Below are 17,739 nucleotides of genomic sequence, written 5' to 3'. Positions count from 1 at the left end.
GCTCCTTCAATGCAAGCTGAGCGATGGGCGGATCAGCGTACTACCGGTCGCCGGCTTCACAGGGTGCGGATCCCAAGTTTTCCAGGCGGCCCGGCCTTCGTTCCAGAGTTGTTCTAGGTGATTCTTATCTCTTAGGGTGTCCATGGGTTGCCAGAATCCGTCATGATGAAAAGCCGCCATCTGCCCCTGCGAAACAAGCCGCCGCATAGGATTATCCTCCCACATGTCAGCGTCTCCATCGATCACATCCAAGGCTTCCGGTTCGAGCACGAAAAAACCGCCATTGATCCGTCCGCCTTCCCCTTTCGGTTTCTCGACAAAACCGGCGACCCGGGTGTCGTCCAAATCAAGCAGTCCAAACCTGCCCGGAGGAGCAACCGCTGTAACTGTCGACTTCAGGCCGTGAGAGCGATGGAAGGAAACCAATTCCTCGATGTTGATATCCCCGACCCCGTCGCCGTAGGTCATACAAAATGTGCCATCGATCAAATGGGATATTTTCTTCAGGCGGCCGCCGGTCATTGTGTGCTCGCCGGTGTCAATCAGGCTGATGCGCCAAGGCTCTACCGCTGCGCGGTGTACTTCGACAGAGCCGGATGACATATCAATAGTAACGTCGGAGGTCTGTAGAGCGTAATTGGCAAAAAACTCCTTGATGACGTATCCTTTGTAGCCGAGGCAGATCACAAAATCCGTGATACCAAAGGATGTGTAAATTTTCATGATATGCCACAGGATCGGACGGCCGCCGATTTCGACCATAGGCTTTGGTTTCAGGCTGGTTTCTTCTGAGAGACGGGTGCCCAGCCCGCCCGCGAGGATGACGGCTTTCATTCTACGGCAACCTTTGCAGATTGAAGTTGGCTTTTTGTGACCTTTGCGAGTGTATCCACCATGTAGTCTAAATGGTCACCGGACAGGCCCGGCCAGACACCGATCCAGAACGCGTCCGCCATGACCTTATCCGTCACGTCCAACGGCCCGCTCACGCGGTAGTTGGCCCGTGCGAAAGCAGGCTGGCGGATCAGATTGCCGGCAAAAAGCATCCGTGTCCCGACCTTCTGGTCCTCTAATGCGGCGGTTACATCGCGCCGTAGCAGCGGTACCCCATCCCGTATCGTCAGCAGGAATCCGAACCACGATGGATTTGTACCGGGGGTCGACTGAGGCAGGTGGTAATATTCATCCAGGCCAGCTCGTTTCATCCGCTCGGTTAGACCAATGAAATTCTTCCGCCTTATTTCAACGAAATTGTCCAATTTCCCAAGCTGGCTTAGCCCGACGGCCGCCTGCATGTCGGAAACTTTCAAATTGTACCCAATGTGGCTGTAAATATACTTGTGGTCGTAACCGTCCGGCAGGTCCCCGAGTTGCCAATCAAACCGTTTGCCACAGGTATTATCCTTCCCAGGCGCGCAATAGCAGTCCCGCCCCCAATCGCGGAAGCTTTCGCAAATGCGGGCTAGGCGGATGCTGTTCATCAATATGGCTCCGCCTTCACCCATAGTGATATGATGTGCGGGATAAAAGCTGAGTGTCGCTAGGTCTCCAAAGGTGCCGACCCCCTTTTCGGAGCCGTCCGGCATCAGAACGCTGGCGCCAAAGGCGTCGCAGCAATCTTCGATCAGGTAAAGGTCATGCGCTTTGCAAAGCTCTGAGATCCGGATGACATCGAATGGGTTGCCAAGGCTGTGTGCAATCATGATTGCGCGTGTATTAGAGGTAATTGCCGCTTCCACTAGATCGACATTCACATTGTGCGTCTCAAGATCGACATCCACAAAAACGGGTATGCAGCCGTTCTGGATGATCGGAGTCACAGTTGTCGGAAAGCCGGCTGCAACAGTGATGACTTCCGATCCTGGCTCGATCCGCTTTGATCCAAGTTTCCATGATGTCAGCGTCGAGAAGGCCAGCAGGTTCGCAGCCGAGCCGGACACCGTGAGTTTAGAAAGCTTCGTACCAAATTTGGCTGCCAGGCGATCTTCGAAACTGTCAGCATAACGTCCCGCTGTCAGCCACATGTCCAAGCCGGCGTCTATCAGGCTAGCACAATCTTCTCCGTCCAGTACTTTCCCTGACGGTGGAATGTAAGTCTCACCGGGCTGGAATTCAGGCAGCGGCTGAGCCTCAAAATAGGCCTTGGCATCTGCGACGATTTGTTCGCGGGATCTAACGTTCACATTCACTGACCTTCTGGCTGATGCTGCACAGGTTGAGAGACTTGTCATCTTAGTTGCAACATGCGGGCTTCAGCCCGCTGCATTTATGTTCGAACATTCGTAATCCAAATTTGGTTAATACATCCTTTCGCGAAAGCTCAAATGTAGGCTGATTGTACACTATATTCGTGGGTATTAACTAAGCCTGCTCAATGCTGGCCAGCACCTCTGTCTCGGTCGGCAAGGGGGCAGAAATCATTTTCCTCAACCAGGCAGATTTTCCGAAGTAGGTTCTCATAAAGCCTCTTTGCGCTATCTCGAAGCTCTCCGGATTTAACAGCTGTTTGGATGCGATAAGGTACTGTAATAAGCCGTGAAACACGTTTGCTGTGTTCTCCCATGCACCGTCTTTTGCTACTGCAGCCGAAAAATAGTTGAGAGGGTAATCAAAAAAAGAGGCATCCTCGCTTTCCAGAGCGCACATGAAGGGCACAGCATAAAGGTGCAATGTTCCCCTGAACGTAGTCATTGTGTCCAGCAGACCAGCGATGTGGCTGGATTTATAGAGGAGCCCGACATGTCTGGGCGGCCCCCACAGGAACCTTGCCCGGAATTTTTCCGGGTCATCGCTTAAGGCGGGTAGGTGGTAGGCCGCCGGGCTAAGCGTGTATGACATATCCATACTGTCTGGGCAGTCGGTTTTGTATTCGAAGTGATTAAAATGAACAGCTGCCTTGTCTTGCCGCACCGCGACTTCGAGAAGATCCAGCACATTGACCGGCCCGCAGTTAAATAGGTCGTCGTCGCTGCAGCTAAACACAAAATCAAAAGCCCCAGCATAATCCTTGTAGAAGTAGAACAGGTTGTCGTCGAAACCTGTTCCCTTGTTCAGGATGTAACGGTCGCAAAGCTGTTGGATGATGTCACTAGCAGGGTTATTCAGGTCGGAGTCCGTAACGAAAACGCTGTACTCTGCTTGTCCCATGTATGTTTCGCGCAGTTCCGCAAGCTGAGACAATAAACGCACGAGTTGAACATTCCGCCTATATGTCGGGATGACGATACATATCTTCACAGGGGGGCTCCTCCACTCATTTTGAAACTTGATAGATTTTTAGTATAGGTAGCTCGGCAAGCCTGAAAGGCGCTGCCGGGCCTTGCGGATCTGAGAGTAAATCGTGTGGCTACAACTAGGTCTTCTTCCTAGGAGGAAATCGTAAAAAATTCGTCTAAAGTCGTCGTTTGATGAGCCTACTATCAGTAATTCAGGATGGCTCTGTCGTGACAAAGTTTACTGATGTGAACAAGAACGCCCTTAGACCGCGCATGCAGCTAACTCTGCGCCAGTGGCTTCTCCGTGGTCATCGCTCTGGCAATAGAGCAAAGGAATAGCCAGCTCGACGAGCTTCGCTGCGTCATCGGTCACCGAGACCAGTTGCGTATAGGGGCGATCTCCTGCGCTAAGACCTGCATCCATTGATATGACGTGTCGCATCAGTAAACTTGTGCAGGTCAGCGGCGTATTCCCACACTAACCCGTATGGCCGGTTCGATGTCGATTTGGAAAAGAGGATCGACTTCGGAGCGATGGCCATATGACCAGCGTATCAAAAAAGAGCATACGCAAAAGAAGCCGCCGAAAGTAACACATCAGAATGTCAGCTTCCAGAATTCGCCAGCTCTTGGGGCGGTACAAATGCACAAACTTCTTCGAGGCAATCAAGGTATTCTCGGAACCCCGCAGTCCCATTTTCAGAAAGGCGAGAGGCGGTATATGATCTCGCCTCGACAATGGATCGCGGTGCACGCATCGGCCGCTGTTTTAGCTCGGTTCTGGTACCCCGCGCTGCCCGCGCCAGCGGGTCAGTCAATGTTCAGCTCGGCGGCTTTTGGGGGCGACCTGATGGCCGAGGCCAAGGTGAACCTGACCGGCATCAAGCCCGAACTGGAAGGCGAATGGTTGACCACCAGCGTCACCCACTGCCTCGACACCACACTCACAACCAGTTTCAAAGCAGAATGGTCTTGTCACGCTTTCGTGCCGCTCCAAGTGCTCGTTTAAGCCACCTTCCGTTCGAAAGCGACCGGGCTTATCCAGCCCAGTGCTGAGTGACGGCGTCGTGGATTGTAGAACCCGTTGATGTATTCGAAGATTGCCATCTCAGCCTTCCGCCGTGTCTCCCAAGGATGCCGCCAGATCAGCTCCGCCTTGATCGTCTTAAAGAAGGTTTCGACGGCAGCATTGTCGTAACAATTACCCTTGCCGCTCATGGACACCTTAAAGCCGTGCTGGCGCAGGATCTTCTGATAATCATGAGAACAATATTGCGATCCGCGATCGGTGTGGTGGATGCAGTCCTTGGGCGGTTGCCGGAACGCGATGGCCATGTTCAACGCTCGGATTGCCAAGTCGCGTTTCATGCGGTTGCTAACGGCCCAACCGATTACCCGCCTGGAATGTAGGTCCAGGATAACAGCCAAATACAACCAGCCTTCGCGCGTCCAGACATAGCTGATGTCACCCGCCCATTTCTGGTTTTGTTTATCAGCGTTGAAGTCACGATCCAGCAGGTTGGGTGCTATATTGAGCTTATGATCGCTGTCAGTGGTCACCTTGTGTTTGCGGGTCCGAACAACAGATATGCCGTTCTGACGCATCAATCTGCCCACACGGCGATGGCCAACATCCAAGCCGATCTCCTTCAGCTCTTCGGTCATACGCGGCCTGCCATAACTGCCTAAACTGAGACGCGACTGTTCTTTGATATGCGCCAGCGTGACCAGGTCAGATCGCTGTCTGCGGCTGGCTGGCCGACTGCGGAACGCACGCAAACCGCGCAGGCTGACATCCATAACCTGACACAGGCGCGCTGCCGGAAACGCATCCCGGTGTTCTTCGATGAACCTAAACCTCATGGCTTTTGGCTCGCGAAGAACTGCGTTGCTTTTTTTAGGATGTCCCGCTCCTCCTTGAGAATGCGGTTCTCACGCCTAAGCCGGTCATTCTCTTGAGCAAGGCTCAAATCTTCTTTCGACACCACGTCTGTATCTCTGTGCGCGGTGATCCATTTGTTCAGCGTCGACATACCGACGCCAAGATCATCCGCCACCTGCTTACGCGTTAGCCCGCTGGTTAACGCAATCCGCACCGCATCTTGGCGAAATTCGTCCGTCCGTTTTAGTCCCATAGTTCATCTCCTTTGGTGCAGTAAATGCTATCAAAGGAGCGGCATCAAACCGCGACAGGTCCAGAACGCGACAACGAGAAGGGTAAGACATGAACGTAAATCTGGACACCGAATGGTATCGCCGGGGCGGCATACGCGGCTATGTCACCACGCGCGATCTGACCTGGAGCATTGGCAAGAAAGACAGCGGCTGGCTCCTGACCATCCCGGCAGGCCGGGAGTTTGAAAGCTCGGTTCCCGCCTGGCTGCACTGGCTGTTTTCCCCTGACGATCCCTATTTCCTAAAATCCGCCGTCATCCACGACACACTGCTGGAAGAAGGCTATCGCGTGGCCTTTGCCGACAGCCAGTGGTTTGAGGCAGCACTAAGCGAACACGCCCCCGCCCTGCGCACCTGGGCCGCCTACGGCGCCATGCGCGCCCGTCGGTTCTGGAAATGGGCACTACGTATTCCCGCATGAAACCGGGAGGCAAAAGGGCGCTGACGCATCCTTTTGCACGGGGTCCAGCTTTGACACTTGCCCCCGCCGACCAGCTCAAGCTTATGGCCGCCCCCTTGGCTCAGCGACAGCAATGCGCAGGAAGCGACCTTTGCAAAGTCCGCCTTTCGACCTCGGAACACAGCCTGTGACCGCTGCGATGCCGCGTGAAAAGCGGTCATTGATCAGAGGTGGAGCGAAATTTTGGGGTTGGAGGGCGGCAGAGCGGACAAACCCGACCTACGCATCAGTCATCTCGATGTCTGCTTTATGCCTGTGAGGCCCACATTATGAGGTCCTTTGGCGTTATTTGCGACCTATGGGCAGCCCCCGTCTAAAGCTACCCATAGATTTGGTCTTCAGTGCTCAGCCCTTTTAGAACGGTGCAAACCCATCGCTTGCCGCTGATGGTATCGTCCACCGTTCTGCTGCACTGACCGTTTTTGGGGCCGCGTTCGGCTGTGGGATCTGACCGTTCTCGCCATATAGCCACAGCACAAAGTTGGACCGCTCACCTTCTGTAATAGGCATAGATTCATGCGGTACAGTGCCGTGGTGGATCAGCGCAGTGCCCGGCTCGAAGAACAGCTCGCTCACTTGCCTTGTTGCGGGGTCGAAGAACCGCACGCCGGAGCCTGAGAAGCCCTCACCCGGCAGGTTGAGGTTGATATTTAGCGTGACCGACGACGCATCCGTGTGGGCGCGCAGCGAAGTGTCTGCATCCGCCTGCCACTGGATCGAGAACCCGAAGGTTTGCGTGTCATAGCCCATCACATCCGGGAACAGCATCCGCGACACCGGACGCATGTAGCGGTCCATCAGGCCTTTGTAGAAATTCTGAAAGCTGGGTGCAGCGAGATACCCTTCGGACCGGCTATCGAGCATCGCACCACCACGGTTCAAGGAAATCCCATAAGGTGGACGCAATGGGATGTCGGCATCAGCCGCCGCTTCGAGGTATGCGCGCAGCGCGGAAAGTTTTTGTGGGTCAAAGAACTGGGTCTTGTAGACGCCCGGAAACACCTCTTCCCAAAGATCGCGCACCGCGTCTTCCTTGGTGGGGTCGTCCCATGCGGCCTCGACCGCAGTACGCAGTTTTGCGTCGTATAGGGCGCTATCGAGTGTCAGGTCCGCGCCATCGCCTGTCTTCTCCCAGTCTACCCAAGCCTGAGCGAACAGGTCGCTGTTCTGGTTCCAGAACGTGTTGACTGACGGATGGCGTTGCAGCATGGCCTCACGCGATGGACGGTCCACAGCGCGGGCAGTTTCGAGTGCGTTTGCTTGCATGATTGTTTTCCATTCAAAATGGTTCCGGCGTCTGTGACGCCGAAACAGATTTCGTCATTCTTGGGATCACAGGGTCAGTTGATCTCTTGCACATCCATGACCATTTTTTCCCAGTTGCGTTGATTTTCCATGTCGTGTTGCAGCCCTTGTTCTTCAGCAACGGTAAACCGCTTGACGGCTGGCGTCTTACTGGTCGCCTGATACAGCCAATAGGCTTCGGCCTTGAGCGCGTCATCAATCGGCTTGTCGATGGATTCGTACACCATCTGTTTGCAGGCATTGATGGACTCCGCCGGAAAGCTGGCGATCCGCTTGGCGAGGGTGTCGACATAGGCGTCAATCTCCTCTGCCTCGAACGCCTTGTTGATTGTTCCCATGGCTTCGGCCTCATCCGCATCAAAGTCCCGCGCGCTGAGGATGATTTCCAAGGCGCGGCCCAGACCTGTCTGGCGGGCCATACGCGACGCACCGCCACCGCAAGGCAGAATACCCATGCCGACTTCCATCTGCATAAACTTGAACTTGCCACGCACGGCAAAGCGCATGTCGAGCGCAAGCGCCAACTCGTGACCGCCGCCGCGTGCAAAGCCTTCGAGTTTGGCGATGGTCGCTTGTGGGACTTTAGAAATGCGTTCGCAAACGGCCTGAAGGTCGAGAAGCTGTGCTTCGTCGCGGGACACCTCTTCAGTGCTGAGATGTTGCAGCAATTCGGTGTCGTAGTGGCAGACCCAAACTTCGGGGTTGGCCGATTCAAACACAACGACCTTTACGTCGCGGTCCATCTCAAGGCGCATAGCGAGGCTATTGAGGTCGGCCAGCATTTCCTGACCCTGCACGTTCACAGTGCCAAAATCGAATGTAACAGTCGCGATGGCGTCTTCGACTTTAACGTCAAAGGTGGAGAAATTTTCGTACTTCATTTGAACAGTCCTTTCCTGTTTCCTGCAGAGGGGTCTGCCGGATTGCTTTGGTTGCGTGGTTCGTTTTATTTTAACGCCCGTTGTCTTGCGGGCGTTTGCGTCACCCGATTTTGGCGATGACGTCCTTGATCCCCTGCATCACTTGCGCGGAGTGGTCCGCATCAAGCGCAGCGGCGTGGGGGTTGGCAAACACCCGGTTGTCATTGTCGAAGTATTTGCCGTTGGCATCTGTAAACGACGCGCCAAGGGCGGCTTCGCGCAGAATGTCTGCACCAATCTGCAAGTCGTTCCCTTCCATGCCGTAGCCCTCTTTGACCATTTTCGACGCCAACAGTGATCCGGGATTGACGGCAACGGCAACCTGTCCGGCGGGCAGGGTTTTCGCCAATTCACGGGTCCAGATTGTCAGCGCCAGTTTGCTTTGGGCATAGGCTGGGTTGTGATCAAGTTGTCTGCGCCCGTGCAGCGCCTCAATATCAACCGGGGCTTGTGCGGCTGAGGACAGGTTCACGATACGGCCATCCTCCGCAAGGATCGGCAGCAACGCCTGCGTCAAGACGTAGGGCGCAACGGTGTTGACCACAAAGCGCACATCATAACCGTCATCTGTCATCGTATCGCGCAGCTTAAGCACACCCGCATTGTTGATGATGACATCAAGGCTGTCGTGGGCTTTGCGGATGTCTGCCGCCATCGCATGGATTTGGTCCATATGCGTCAGATCGGCCGCATAGCTTTCGGTTGTCCCGCCGATTTCCTTAGCGGCTTTCTCCAGCTTTTCGGTAGTCCGACCGTGGATCAGGATCGTATGTCCTTCGGCGGCCAGCGTCTTGGCGGTCAATTGGCCGATACCATCAGTAGCACCTGTGATAAGGATCGTCTTGGTCATGGTGGTCCCTTTCATCTGTTGTGTGGGGAACGGATCGCTGAGGGTTCCGTTCGAAGGATTAGGTAGTTAGTAGCGGACGAGCGTCCGGCTCTCGATGCTTTTGCGGATGGTTTGAAGTGTCGGGTCTTCGACCATATCCAGCGCGCTGTGTGCGATCGAAGGTCGGTTCTGATTGTCGTAGATGTTGAAGAAAGCCACCTCGTCGGGCGTCATCCTGGACATGTAGACCCACTCATGATCGGGGTTTGCCGCCAGCCCCATGATCTGTCCTTTGCGATCTGGATAGATCAGGTCGAGCAGGATCCAGTCTTCTGCTGCAACGCTATCCGGTCGGATGAACCCCAAGGGTGCCGAGTTAATCGCTGCCCCTATCGGACGCCAGACATTGATAAAGGCGTAATGCCCTTTGCGCCATTCAGCAGCTTTGTCATCGCCCAGAATGTCGATCAACCGTTGCTCGGCCCCTTCAGCGCTGTAGTCGCTGTGAACATTGCGCGCCGGTTTACGGACCGCATCTGAATCATCGACGCGCACGGTGTGGTCGAACACGATAACTTCTTGCGCACCGATCTTGTCGGCCAGCAGCTTTGTGATTTCGGCATCATAAGCAGGCTGCCAGTCGTCATTCGCATCGAACGCCTGAACTTCGGTGGGGACTGCGGCGAAACCCACGGACGCATCCGCAAAGCGCGGTGCGACACCTGCGCTGCGGACATCTGTGACAGCGACCTGCGTGGGTGCAAGTTCCGGCGCGATGAGATTGCCGACTATGCCACCCGCATCCAGCTCAAACGCCTGACGCTCGGGTTTGTGTACGTGGTAGTTGACTGCCGCTGTCTGTGTCATCGGGTGGTCCTTTCTGTCTCTTGCGCTTGTAGATACACCCCGCAATAAATATAAAAACTAGCAGAATATGATTTCACTATTCCGAAAAAGTATAAAATGGACACACAGAGCCTCCGCCTCTTCGTTCTCGCCAGCGAGACACTGAACATCAGCGCAGCGGGGCGTACGCTAGGGATGGCCCCCGCCGTCGCAAGCACGCGGATCGCCAAACTGGAGCGCCTGTTGGGTGCAGAGTTGCTGCATCGTTCAACGCGGAAAATTTCACTGTCGTCGGAGGGTCAGGATTTTCTGCCTTACGCCCGTGAAATGATTGCCCAGGAAGAGGCAGCTTTGGCGGCGCTTGGCCAAGGGCAGACAAAGATCAGCGGGACGTTGCGCTTCGCCGCCTCTAGCACGTTCGCGCAGATGTACATCGCGCCATTGTTGCCAAAGTTCATAGACGCCTATCCCGACCTGACGTTGGACATGCATCTGTCGGATGCGCAATTTGATCTGATCGAAGGAAGCTACGATCTTGCCCTGCGAAACGCGGTCCTTGAAAGCAGCAGTCTAACAGCCCGAAAACTGGCCGACGACACGCGCATCTTATGTGCATCGCCAGGCTATATCGAAGAGTACGGCGCGCCAGAAGACTTAGATGATCTGAAGTCGCATCGCGTGATCGCGTTCCGCAACCTAGAACCGCGCCGCTTGTTATCGAAAGATGGCAAGCGGGCAGAATTGGACCCTAAACAGTCCGCACATCCGTTGGTTTTGAATGACGGACTGACACAAAAGCGCGCGACATTGGACGGCGCAGGTATTTCTGTGAATTCGCTTTGGTTGGTCCATGAGGAGATCAAAAGCGGCGCGCTGATGCACGTGCTGCCCGACTACGCATTGGCAGAACAACCCGCCCTCTGGTTGATCTACCCCAAAAGCAACGTCGTATCCGCCAAAGTACGCGTCTTTATGGACTTCCTCATCGAGCATGTCGGAAAGGCACCGGTATGGATTTAAAGGTGATCAGCGGTCATTCGTGGTTGATGCAGCATTGGTCAAATTGGGCTCACTGCCGACTTGCGGCGTTGCAGCACCAAAGTTGCAGTAGATCCCGTACCTACGCCTATCATGGGATCACCGCAGGCAGCCCAAAGCAGACATTCGTTCGATGCCGCTTGACAGGAAGCCCCTAGCACGTCGGGCGGGGAGCGGACCTTTGCTGCGCGGGCAATCGGATCACCCAACTAAAATGGAAGCCGACATTCAGAGCGGACCAAGATCGAGGTCTGTGCTGTATCGCCGCATGATGTCACCGAGACCATATTAACTTTGGTCAGGCGAAATGAGTTCGCTGTGGTAGCGAAGCTGCGCTGCAATAATATCGGCCCAATCTGGCCAACTCCGGGTGTTTTCGCGACCGCCTGCAACGGATCGGGAAAAAACTTGATCGACTGGCCCAATCGAGAGATCTTGCTGTCAAACGGCATGCCACTTGGGGAATGTCGGAGGAAGATAGAATTTTGAGGATAGATCACTGTGCAGCAGGATAACGATTTCGATGCCCCGAAACAAGAAAGAGACCCTCCACTCGGTTTAATTACTAATTCTCTCGCGGAATTCATAAAGAAGGAATCTGTTCTTATCGCCCTAGTTACGGGACTTAGCTATTATTTAACATATAGCTTCCATTCATCATATTTGAGTTACTTTGGCGTCTCTGAAACATTTGTGGATTTGGGCTTATCGAAAGTTATCGCCTCCGCAGCCGGTGTGATTTTTCTGTCGCTATTCATCTATCAAATGACATCGATGTTGCCGCTGCCAGTTCTCGGCAGATTTCTGGAAGCTAGCTTTGTCTTCCCGTATATATTTTTTCCGCTAATATTTTTGATATTTTCGATATGGATCTCTGGGTATTCTTACACCTCGCAAGCTCTGGCAGTTTATCTACTTGTTACTGGGCTGTTAGCTGGGACTTGGCTGCGCCGAAAGTTTCGAAGCGGAACTCTATGGCGGGAAGTTCTCCAAGAATCCGTTGACCAAGATGATAAATTTCGCACCCATTTGCTGGGAGCCGTAATTACCGATAGCCGTTTTGGTGGCGTCTTCCTTCTGGCTATGCTTCTAATAGGCGCTACGTCCTTGCTTGGGCATTGGGCGGGAAATCGAACCGCTTTCCGCGAAAGAAACTTCATGCTACTGGAATTTCACAACACAGAGGTTGCAATCATAGGTACGTATAATGACCAATTCATTGGCGTCGCAATTGAGCGGGTCGGCGACGAGGCTTCGCCAACTGGATCCACTTTTCTAATTCCGCCGCCGTCCAACGGCGGAAAGTTGCTTATGCAAGCTACGCGAACGCATATTAAGAAATTTGAGCATCCTAAACGGGAATCTATAGAATGGGTAAACTTCAAAGATGCTTGGAGAAGAAATAGCGCCAGTATTCGCGGCTGGATAAGTCTTCATGATTGACATCCCCCCTACGGCCTTTTCACTTCGCGGGCGCTGGATAAATTGACACGTGCTGCGGAGGGCAGCTTTAACGAACTGCACTGCAGCATTCTAATACAGGAACGAATGTCCGCAACGGGCCGAAAGTTAGAAGCTTTCGCGCGGTCTGCCGTCGATGTGAATATTGTCGACAATCAAGGACCAATCTGGGTTCATTCGAATACGGCCCCTCTGGTTGTCGATAAGAAATTTAGCGGCTTCATCCAGATTTGAGAAGCGGGTCATATACTTCGACATTGTCTGGCCTTCCGGGTAGCAGTGGTAGCAACCATCGGTGCCGCGTTCAGCTGTTTGAACTTTTTTTCCGTGTTCGATTTTCTCGATTCGAGTCACCATTTTGCGTCTCCCATGCTCAAAGTAGACTGTTGCGAACCAGTCGAGCTTAAATACTTGATGCTTGCAGGGTGCAAGCACTCGAATGTCAGCAATGCGGGCTGCGAGCGCAGCATCCGAGTTCGCCGCTGGATGTCGGCTCTGGGCCGGTCACGTCTTCGGGCCTGGCTAGCCGCTCCGGCTTTGCGAAGTCCGCAACCTGCGCATCTCTAACCTTCGAGCGGGGTGCAGCATCGACCTGGCCAGCTGAGCTAGCCTGAAGGTCCGCTCTCGGGAAGTCTGGCGGGATCCTTCGCGTCTGCAGCGAGGGCGTCGCAGGCCTCGTGCGAATGTCGTGATTGGGCTGCCTGCGTTCCTTGCCCTCAAAAAGGCGAGTGACCGCATTGTCCGCGTTGTTGCCTTCTGGGTCACTGCCAACATGGTCCGCAATCGCTGTGTCGGTTCGGTTCCAGCGTTCCAGCTCTTTAGATGACCCTTTTAACGCCCTTTAAAACTCTCTGCCGCCCCGCCGTTCTTTAACGGTTTGGGCGGCGAACGTTCAAGTTTGCAATGGGAAGTGTCCCAAAACCGCAGCGCCGGATCGGGGAAGCCGAAGCTCTCGGAGCTGGCTGGGCACCGGGATTTGGCCTAAAAAGCAGGGAAATCATGAAAATGAGTTGCTGCAACTTGAAGTGTCCGAGTTTGCAAACGGAAGTGTCCCGCTACAGCTACTGTTAGGAGACACTTTATATTGCAGTAACCGGAAGAAGCCGGGAGAAGCCGGACAAACCCGGATGAGCCATAAAAAATTGGGTTTTCAAGCAGGCTTCAAGGACACGGCCCAAAATGGCGCTTGTCTTGCACAACTCGAAAATGGGGAGAATATTGGGCCGGTGACGAAAACTGAGACAGTTCAAGTTTCAAATTATCCGGGGCTGCCCGCCTCGGTCCCGCCCAAGTCCCCGCTGCCTTACACGACTGCGCCCGCCTGCCCTGCTGGCCATTATTATAAGGCTGAGAGGGCACAGCCCCCCAGCCAAAGCGGCGCCACCACAGCAGCGCCGCAAGAACCCAATAAGCGCACTTATGTTAAGTTCCTAACCGCCATGTGGTCCACCGAACTTGGAATTAGCGCGCTATCGGAAGGGTCAGTTCCGAGAACGAGATTAGTGACATAAAATCAAACAGATAACCGAATACGACTATCTTATCCATCGCCCTTAACTTGGAACTGATTTTGACAGACTTGCACACTTCGCCGAAGTTCTTCGTAAGTGCAGTTTTGTAGCCCCCAACGTCAGTACTGCGCAGTTAGTGACCTTTGCAAAGTCGGGGCCACAAGGCGTTCGGGATCGACCGGACGGCCCATAGCGGCCTGTGCACTGCGTTCCGGCGGACGTCGGCTTCGACACCAGTGAGCCCATTCGATCCAAAACATCGCGAGATTAACGGAGGTTGGCCATTCAATCCAAGAGCACGCAATGCTCCGGCGCTACCACCATCGCTTGCGGGAGGCCATCATCAAGGTTCAGAGATTCGAATTGGAAGAAGGGACGCAGCCACAAAGCCGTCAGGATCACGACCTAGAAAAGGGCGCAGCGCTTGGCCGACTAGTTGACTGGCGCAACGTCTATCCTGTCAGTGCTGCATTTCGCTTTTTGCTGGCGGTCAAATGCCCAGAGAGAGACAACGCAGTTGAGGGTATTACCAGCACGTCAGAACTTGAGCTATTACCTAACAGATCGCTGTTGGTTGCGATGACAACCAAGCTGCAAGCGCCTTTGTTCTTCGCCGCTTTTTGTATTGCAGCTATTGTCTCGTGAAGGGTTTCGCAATCTCGCTGGACGCGGACAAACGTAGGGAGGCCATTTAGCTCCTGCTTGAGCAAACCGTCTATGCCCTTGTTTCGGTGTACAGGTAGATAGTCGATACCGACGAGATGCTTTGATGCATCCGCGTCATGTTGACGATAGGAGTCAGCGCCCTTCGCAAGAAGCGCTGAGCTTGTGACAACAGGGTTTTTGAGCCTGTCTTTTGTCAACTCGATAGCTTCACTGGAAATGTCGATGCCTATCGAATTTCGTTTTAGAAGTTGAGCTGCAACAAGGGTCGTGCCGCTTCCGCAAAATGGATCAAGTACAACGTCGCCCTCGTCCGTTGTAAGTTTTATGATCTGATTTAGAAGTAGCACGGGTTTCTGCGTCGGATATCCAACGCGCTCTTTGGCTTTTGGATTTAAAAACGGAATTTCCCAAACGTCCGAGAGTGGAACACCCTTCTTGTTTCCGCTTCCAATTATTGCCCCGTCATCGCTTCGCGCATAAACAGATTTGTTTCGCTCATCACGAGCGCGCTTTTGCATGATCTGATCTATGTTGGTGGAGGGTGAATACTCCTGAAAGGCTGTCTTGAACTTGAAGTCAGGCGTCTTGGAATAGAAAAATATTGTTTGGTGCGCTGGGAGAAGACCCTTTTTTGAGTTAGACCATCGCTTATAGTACCAGATTATCTCTGACCTGAAATTTTCTGGTGAGAATACGCTATCCAGCATCAACCGAACAATGTGAGAGGCAGACTTGTCACAATGGAAGAAGATGCTTCCAGATCCCCTTAGAACGTCGCGCATTCTGGCGACACGCTGATATACGAAGTCCGCATATGAGTTATCATTGTCCCAAATATCGCGGAAGCTGAATGAATGTGAGCCGTCTCTTGTTGCCAAGTTATGCACTTTCTGGGTGAAGAAAGGCGGATCGACATAAATTAAATCGACAGACTCACGAGGCATGTCAAGCAAGAGATCTAGACAGTCGCCTGTATATGTTTTGGCTTTAACTTCCATTGGTTCGCTCTGTCGCTATGGCTTCTAGAATCCTCTTCAAGGCTATTCCGGTGCACTGCTCGACATATTCCCAAGCGTTATCGCCATAGTGGTACTCGCCATCTGCACCAGCATAGAGCGTTTCTAGCGTCTTTTGGATGCGCTGTGCTTGGGTGCGGTTGGGATAGTAGAACATCACTCGAATTGGCTTGTAGCCAGCGTCTTTGATGTTTTGCATACGGGTGTGTTCTTTTGTAATATGATCGCCGTCAGTTGTAGCGTCACGCCACTTAATTTCGATGGCATCCCGTCCCTCTACCAGACAGTCTATTTCAAATGTTTTGGGACGTTGACCTATAGTGTTAGGAATCTTGACCGAACCCGATTCGGGAAACTTTTCAAGAAAGCAGGCTTTGGCGGCTTCTTCCAAGAATGAGCCAGCATACTTATACAGAAATCGGCCTTTATTTTGGTAGACGTCGATAAGGCGGCCTTCTTCATTTGTTATGCCTAAAACCTTATAGATCATGTAGTGGCTGTTGTCGTCCGCCTCCATCTCCTCGACCCGTTCGTCAACTCTGGCTTTGAGGTTGTCGGCATACTTATCCGCCAGTCGGCGTATCTCTTGCTCAATCGTCATGTTTTCCATCATTCGCCGTCTAGTGAGTTAGACTAGACTTTTACCTATCTGTTGTGGCATGTCCACATATCGTGTCACCCGGACTGTGATCTGGCGTGTGCCGTTTAGGGGGATCGAAACACAAGCGGCCATTCGCGCTCCGCGCAACGAACGGCTGCTCTCCCGCTCCACTTTCGAGGGACCTGTGCAGCATCGCGCCCTGGTCCAAGTTCCGCTTTGGGCTGGCGGCTGCCTTTCACATCCCCCCTCATAATAAGCGCCATTATGTCAAGTTTTCGATCAGCGACAGCTTCGCCGAACCTGAGAGCAGTTTTCGCCGCGACCTAGACCACATCGGCTCGCTCATGGTGACAACGAGTCAGAGGCTGTACACGCGAATTATGCCGCCCCGATGAATTGGCAAGCGCTGCGGGCGTAGCATACGTGAGGAATAGCTTTTCATTCACAGCAGGATCGCAGCCCATCACAAATGCCCAGTACTCACGCTGATCATCTTCGCACAAGTAGCGGTTCGCCTGCCTTTGAACCCTATATCCAAACCTTTTAAGCAGTACGCCAAGTGCTCGGGGCGAAAGTGACAGTAGCCTAGTAGCCCCGAGCCAATGTGCGCCCCGACACAAACCAGCCACAACCAACTTGGCTTCGACGCTATAAGGAGAGTTTTCCGCCAATCTGTCGTCGGTGACAAAGCGTGTACATTCCCACGCGGAATGATCCGTCGGGTAAACGTCCATCAACCCGTCAGGAATACCCTCCAGCTTCCCATCGGCTGCATCTTTCAACATGTAGGTCCAATGGCCATACGCTGCGCCACAGGACAACGCCCGCGCACCGGCGACAACACAATCGTCATTGGTGACAATAGAGTACACAGCACCCGGCCTGTCATACTGGTCGCTCTCCAGCCCGCCGTCGTGCGCTAACGCCCAACCCAGCTCGTCAACCAGCTTGCGCTTCCTAAGGGCATAAAAACCCTCTAGAACCCCTGAATAACTCGATCTCTGTGCAAATGAAAAAACATGTAGCTTCATGGCGCTCTCCTAATAGAAACGCCATGTTCATCCGGTCGACAATCTTGTGAATCGATAAGCGCTAAATCAAGCCATATTTTATCACAAGTGATATAAGCTGAGCGGTGGATGTCGCTTCGACCGCCTGCATCGCAGTTTGCCGTCGTTGCCGAACTGTCTCAAGCTTGACCCCTAGCCTCTCTGCAATTTCCCGGTCCTGGTATCCTGTACACATCAGTCTGATAACATCTTTTGACTTCTCTTTGATCGTATACCGGCAGGACTCACGATGGTGGACGGCATGGATCGAATAGAGCGCCGCTTTCGCCAACCGACGCTCCGTATCTCCCCATTTCGACCCTGAACAACTTAATATGGATACCTGACCATCGACGTGGATGGACAGTGTATTACCGTAGTCCAGGCCGAAACGAGCCGCATCATCGAAAAACTTGTTGGAAGTTGGGTAATGTCGTCTCAGATCGCCCCAAGTTGTGAAGCCAGTTGCAGATTTGCCAAAGTGGATGGTGGGGTCTAGGTCGAAATATCGTTGCACTAGATAGTGATCGATCCACTCCCTTGAGTAAGTAGACTTCATGAACACAGGTTCTGCGCCGTCGAAGCCAACACCGAGCGAGAAGCCTTTGTCCGAAATCTCCTCCAGGGTACGCAAATGCACCCTCATT

General features: G+C 53.4%; 17 protein-coding genes. 4 read left to right on the top strand and 13 right to left on the bottom strand.

The window, feature by feature from the left end; translation table 11 throughout:
- Positions 1-6 precede the first annotated feature (6 nt).
- The 3 genes from rfbF to INHI_RS0106185 all read right to left on the bottom strand — a co-directional run bounded on the left by rfbF (position 7) and on the right by INHI_RS0106185 (position 3,237).
- Positions 7-834, bottom strand: coding sequence for a glucose-1-phosphate cytidylyltransferase (gene rfbF / locus INHI_RS20390; RefSeq protein WP_036766948.1), 828 nt, complete (start codon positions 832-834; stop codon positions 7-9).
- Positions 831-2,183 carry a lipopolysaccharide biosynthesis protein RfbH gene (gene rfbH, locus INHI_RS20385; RefSeq protein WP_254656856.1) on the bottom strand — a complete coding sequence of 451 codons (1,353 nt, stop codon included), beginning with the start codon at positions 2,181-2,183 and terminating at the stop codon, positions 831-833. The genes rfbF and rfbH overlap by 4 nt, the downstream gene beginning before the upstream one ends.
- A 178-nt stretch (positions 2,184-2,361) precedes the next feature.
- Positions 2,362-3,237: a hypothetical protein gene (locus INHI_RS0106185; protein WP_254656855.1), complete on the bottom strand. Its 876-nt coding sequence runs from the start codon at positions 3,235-3,237 to the stop codon at positions 2,362-2,364.
- A gap of 477 nt (positions 3,238-3,714) precedes the next feature.
- Between INHI_RS0106185 and INHI_RS21250 the strand changes: the two genes are divergently transcribed.
- A complete protein-coding gene (locus INHI_RS21250; protein WP_211233564.1) occupies positions 3,715-4,224 on the top strand; it encodes a hypothetical protein in 510 nt (169 codons plus the stop codon).
- Here INHI_RS21250 and INHI_RS0106170 read toward each other — a convergent pair.
- A protein-coding gene (locus tag INHI_RS0106170) for an IS3 family transposase (protein WP_155805531.1) occupies positions 4,221-5,350 on the bottom strand; the annotation gives its coding sequence in 2 pieces (ribosomal slippage) (positions 4,221-5,116 and positions 5,116-5,350; 1,131 coding nt in all). The genes INHI_RS21250 and INHI_RS0106170 overlap by 4 nt on opposite strands.
- An 89-nt stretch (positions 5,351-5,439) precedes the next feature.
- Here INHI_RS0106170 and INHI_RS0106160 point away from each other — a divergent pair.
- Complete coding sequence (locus INHI_RS0106160; RefSeq protein WP_027247095.1) at positions 5,440-5,811, top strand: DUF1353 domain-containing protein; 372 nt, start codon at positions 5,440-5,442, stop codon at positions 5,809-5,811.
- A 393-nt stretch (positions 5,812-6,204) separates the two neighbouring features.
- Here the strand turns inward: INHI_RS0106160 and INHI_RS0106155 are convergent, their stop codons facing one another.
- The 4 genes from INHI_RS0106155 to INHI_RS0106140 form a co-directional block, all read right to left on the bottom strand.
- Positions 6,205-7,116 carry a 2OG-Fe(II) oxygenase family protein gene (locus INHI_RS0106155; protein ID WP_027247094.1) on the bottom strand — a complete coding sequence of 304 codons (912 nt, stop codon included), beginning with the start codon at positions 7,114-7,116 and terminating at the stop codon, positions 6,205-6,207.
- A 74-nt stretch (positions 7,117-7,190) separates the two neighbouring features.
- Positions 7,191-8,036 (bottom strand): enoyl-CoA hydratase/isomerase family protein, encoded by an 846-nt coding sequence (locus INHI_RS0106150; RefSeq protein ID WP_027247093.1) that lies wholly within the window; start codon positions 8,034-8,036, stop codon positions 7,191-7,193.
- Between the two features lie 100 nt (positions 8,037-8,136).
- The gene (locus INHI_RS0106145) at positions 8,137-8,925 is read right to left on the bottom strand and encodes an SDR family NAD(P)-dependent oxidoreductase (RefSeq protein WP_027247092.1); all 789 of its coding nucleotides are present in this window, start codon (positions 8,923-8,925) and stop codon (positions 8,137-8,139) included.
- Positions 8,926-8,991: 66 nt separating this feature from the next.
- Positions 8,992-9,771, bottom strand: coding sequence for a CmcJ/NvfI family oxidoreductase (locus tag INHI_RS0106140; RefSeq protein ID WP_027247091.1), 780 nt, complete (start codon positions 9,769-9,771; stop codon positions 8,992-8,994).
- A gap of 96 nt (positions 9,772-9,867) precedes the next feature.
- Here INHI_RS0106140 and INHI_RS0106135 point away from each other — a divergent pair, with 96 nt between their 5' ends.
- Together INHI_RS0106135 and INHI_RS0106125 are read left to right on the top strand one after the other, a co-directional pair.
- Complete coding sequence (locus INHI_RS0106135) at positions 9,868-10,770, top strand: LysR family transcriptional regulator (protein ID WP_027247090.1); 903 nt, start codon at positions 9,868-9,870, stop codon at positions 10,768-10,770.
- 519 nt (positions 10,771-11,289) lie between these two features.
- Complete coding sequence (locus INHI_RS0106125; RefSeq protein WP_027247088.1) at positions 11,290-12,231, top strand: hypothetical protein; 942 nt, start codon at positions 11,290-11,292, stop codon at positions 12,229-12,231.
- Between the two features lie 126 nt (positions 12,232-12,357).
- Here INHI_RS0106125 and INHI_RS0106120 read toward each other — a convergent pair whose 3' ends face one another.
- The 5 genes from INHI_RS0106120 to INHI_RS0106090 all read right to left on the bottom strand — a co-directional run bounded on the left by INHI_RS0106120 (position 12,358) and on the right by INHI_RS0106090 (position 17,738).
- On the bottom strand, positions 12,358-12,606 hold the full coding sequence (locus INHI_RS0106120) for a hypothetical protein (RefSeq protein WP_027247087.1): 249 nt from the start codon (positions 12,604-12,606) through the stop codon (positions 12,358-12,360).
- 1,606 nt (positions 12,607-14,212) lie between these two features.
- Positions 14,213-15,424 carry a DNA-methyltransferase gene (locus INHI_RS0106110; RefSeq protein WP_027247086.1) on the bottom strand — a complete coding sequence of 404 codons (1,212 nt, stop codon included), beginning with the start codon at positions 15,422-15,424 and terminating at the stop codon, positions 14,213-14,215.
- Positions 15,414-16,043, bottom strand: coding sequence for an ApaLI family restriction endonuclease (locus INHI_RS20710; protein WP_081698687.1), 630 nt, complete (start codon positions 16,041-16,043; stop codon positions 15,414-15,416). The genes INHI_RS0106110 and INHI_RS20710 overlap by 11 nt, the downstream gene beginning before the upstream one ends.
- Positions 16,044-16,366: 323 nt before the next feature.
- Positions 16,367-17,074, bottom strand: coding sequence for an acyl-homoserine-lactone synthase (locus INHI_RS0106095; protein WP_027247085.1), 708 nt, complete (start codon positions 17,072-17,074; stop codon positions 16,367-16,369).
- 61 nt (positions 17,075-17,135) lie between these two features.
- Positions 17,136-17,738, bottom strand: coding sequence for an autoinducer binding domain-containing protein (locus INHI_RS0106090; RefSeq protein WP_302621423.1), 603 nt, complete (start codon positions 17,736-17,738; stop codon positions 17,136-17,138).
- Position 17,739 lies beyond the last annotated feature (1 nt).

Origin of the sequence: Phaeobacter inhibens DSM 16374 (genome assembly GCF_000473105.1) — a bacterium.
GTDB lineage: Bacteria > Pseudomonadota > Alphaproteobacteria > Rhodobacterales > Rhodobacteraceae > Phaeobacter > Phaeobacter inhibens.
Note: the sequence above shows the minus strand (reverse complement) of the source record. Positions and strands in the feature narration are given on the sequence as shown.

Excerpts from the sequence above, each read along its gene's own strand:
- rfbF (WP_036766948.1), bottom strand. The coding sequence starts at position 834 with ATGAAAGCCGTCATCCTCGCGGGCGGGCTGGGCACCCGTCTCTCAGAA.
- INHI_RS21250 (WP_211233564.1), top strand. The coding sequence starts at position 3,715 with ATGTCGATTTGGAAAAGAGGATCGACTTCGGAGCGATGGCCATATGAC.
- INHI_RS0106160 (WP_027247095.1), top strand. The coding sequence starts at position 5,440 with ATGAACGTAAATCTGGACACCGAATGGTATCGCCGGGGCGGCATACGC.
- INHI_RS0106155 (WP_027247094.1), bottom strand. The coding sequence starts at position 7,116 with ATGCAAGCAAACGCACTCGAAACTGCCCGCGCTGTGGACCGTCCATCG.
- INHI_RS0106150 (WP_027247093.1), bottom strand. The coding sequence starts at position 8,036 with ATGAAGTACGAAAATTTCTCCACCTTTGACGTTAAAGTCGAAGACGCC.
- INHI_RS0106145 (WP_027247092.1), bottom strand. The coding sequence starts at position 8,925 with ATGACCAAGACGATCCTTATCACAGGTGCTACTGATGGTATCGGCCAA.
- INHI_RS0106140 (WP_027247091.1), bottom strand. The coding sequence starts at position 9,771 with ATGACACAGACAGCGGCAGTCAACTACCACGTACACAAACCCGAGCGT.
- INHI_RS0106135 (WP_027247090.1), top strand. The coding sequence starts at position 9,868 with ATGGACACACAGAGCCTCCGCCTCTTCGTTCTCGCCAGCGAGACACTG.
- INHI_RS0106120 (WP_027247087.1), bottom strand. The coding sequence starts at position 12,606 with ATGGTGACTCGAATCGAGAAAATCGAACACGGAAAAAAAGTTCAAACA.
- INHI_RS0106110 (WP_027247086.1), bottom strand. The coding sequence starts at position 15,424 with ATGGAAGTTAAAGCCAAAACATATACAGGCGACTGTCTAGATCTCTTG.
- INHI_RS20710 (WP_081698687.1), bottom strand. The coding sequence starts at position 16,043 with ATGACGATTGAGCAAGAGATACGCCGACTGGCGGATAAGTATGCCGAC.
- INHI_RS0106095 (WP_027247085.1), bottom strand. The coding sequence starts at position 17,074 with ATGAAGCTACATGTTTTTTCATTTGCACAGAGATCGAGTTATTCAGGG.
- INHI_RS0106090 (WP_302621423.1), bottom strand. The coding sequence starts at position 17,738 with ATGAGGGTGCATTTGCGTACCCTGGAGGAGATTTCGGACAAAGGCTTC.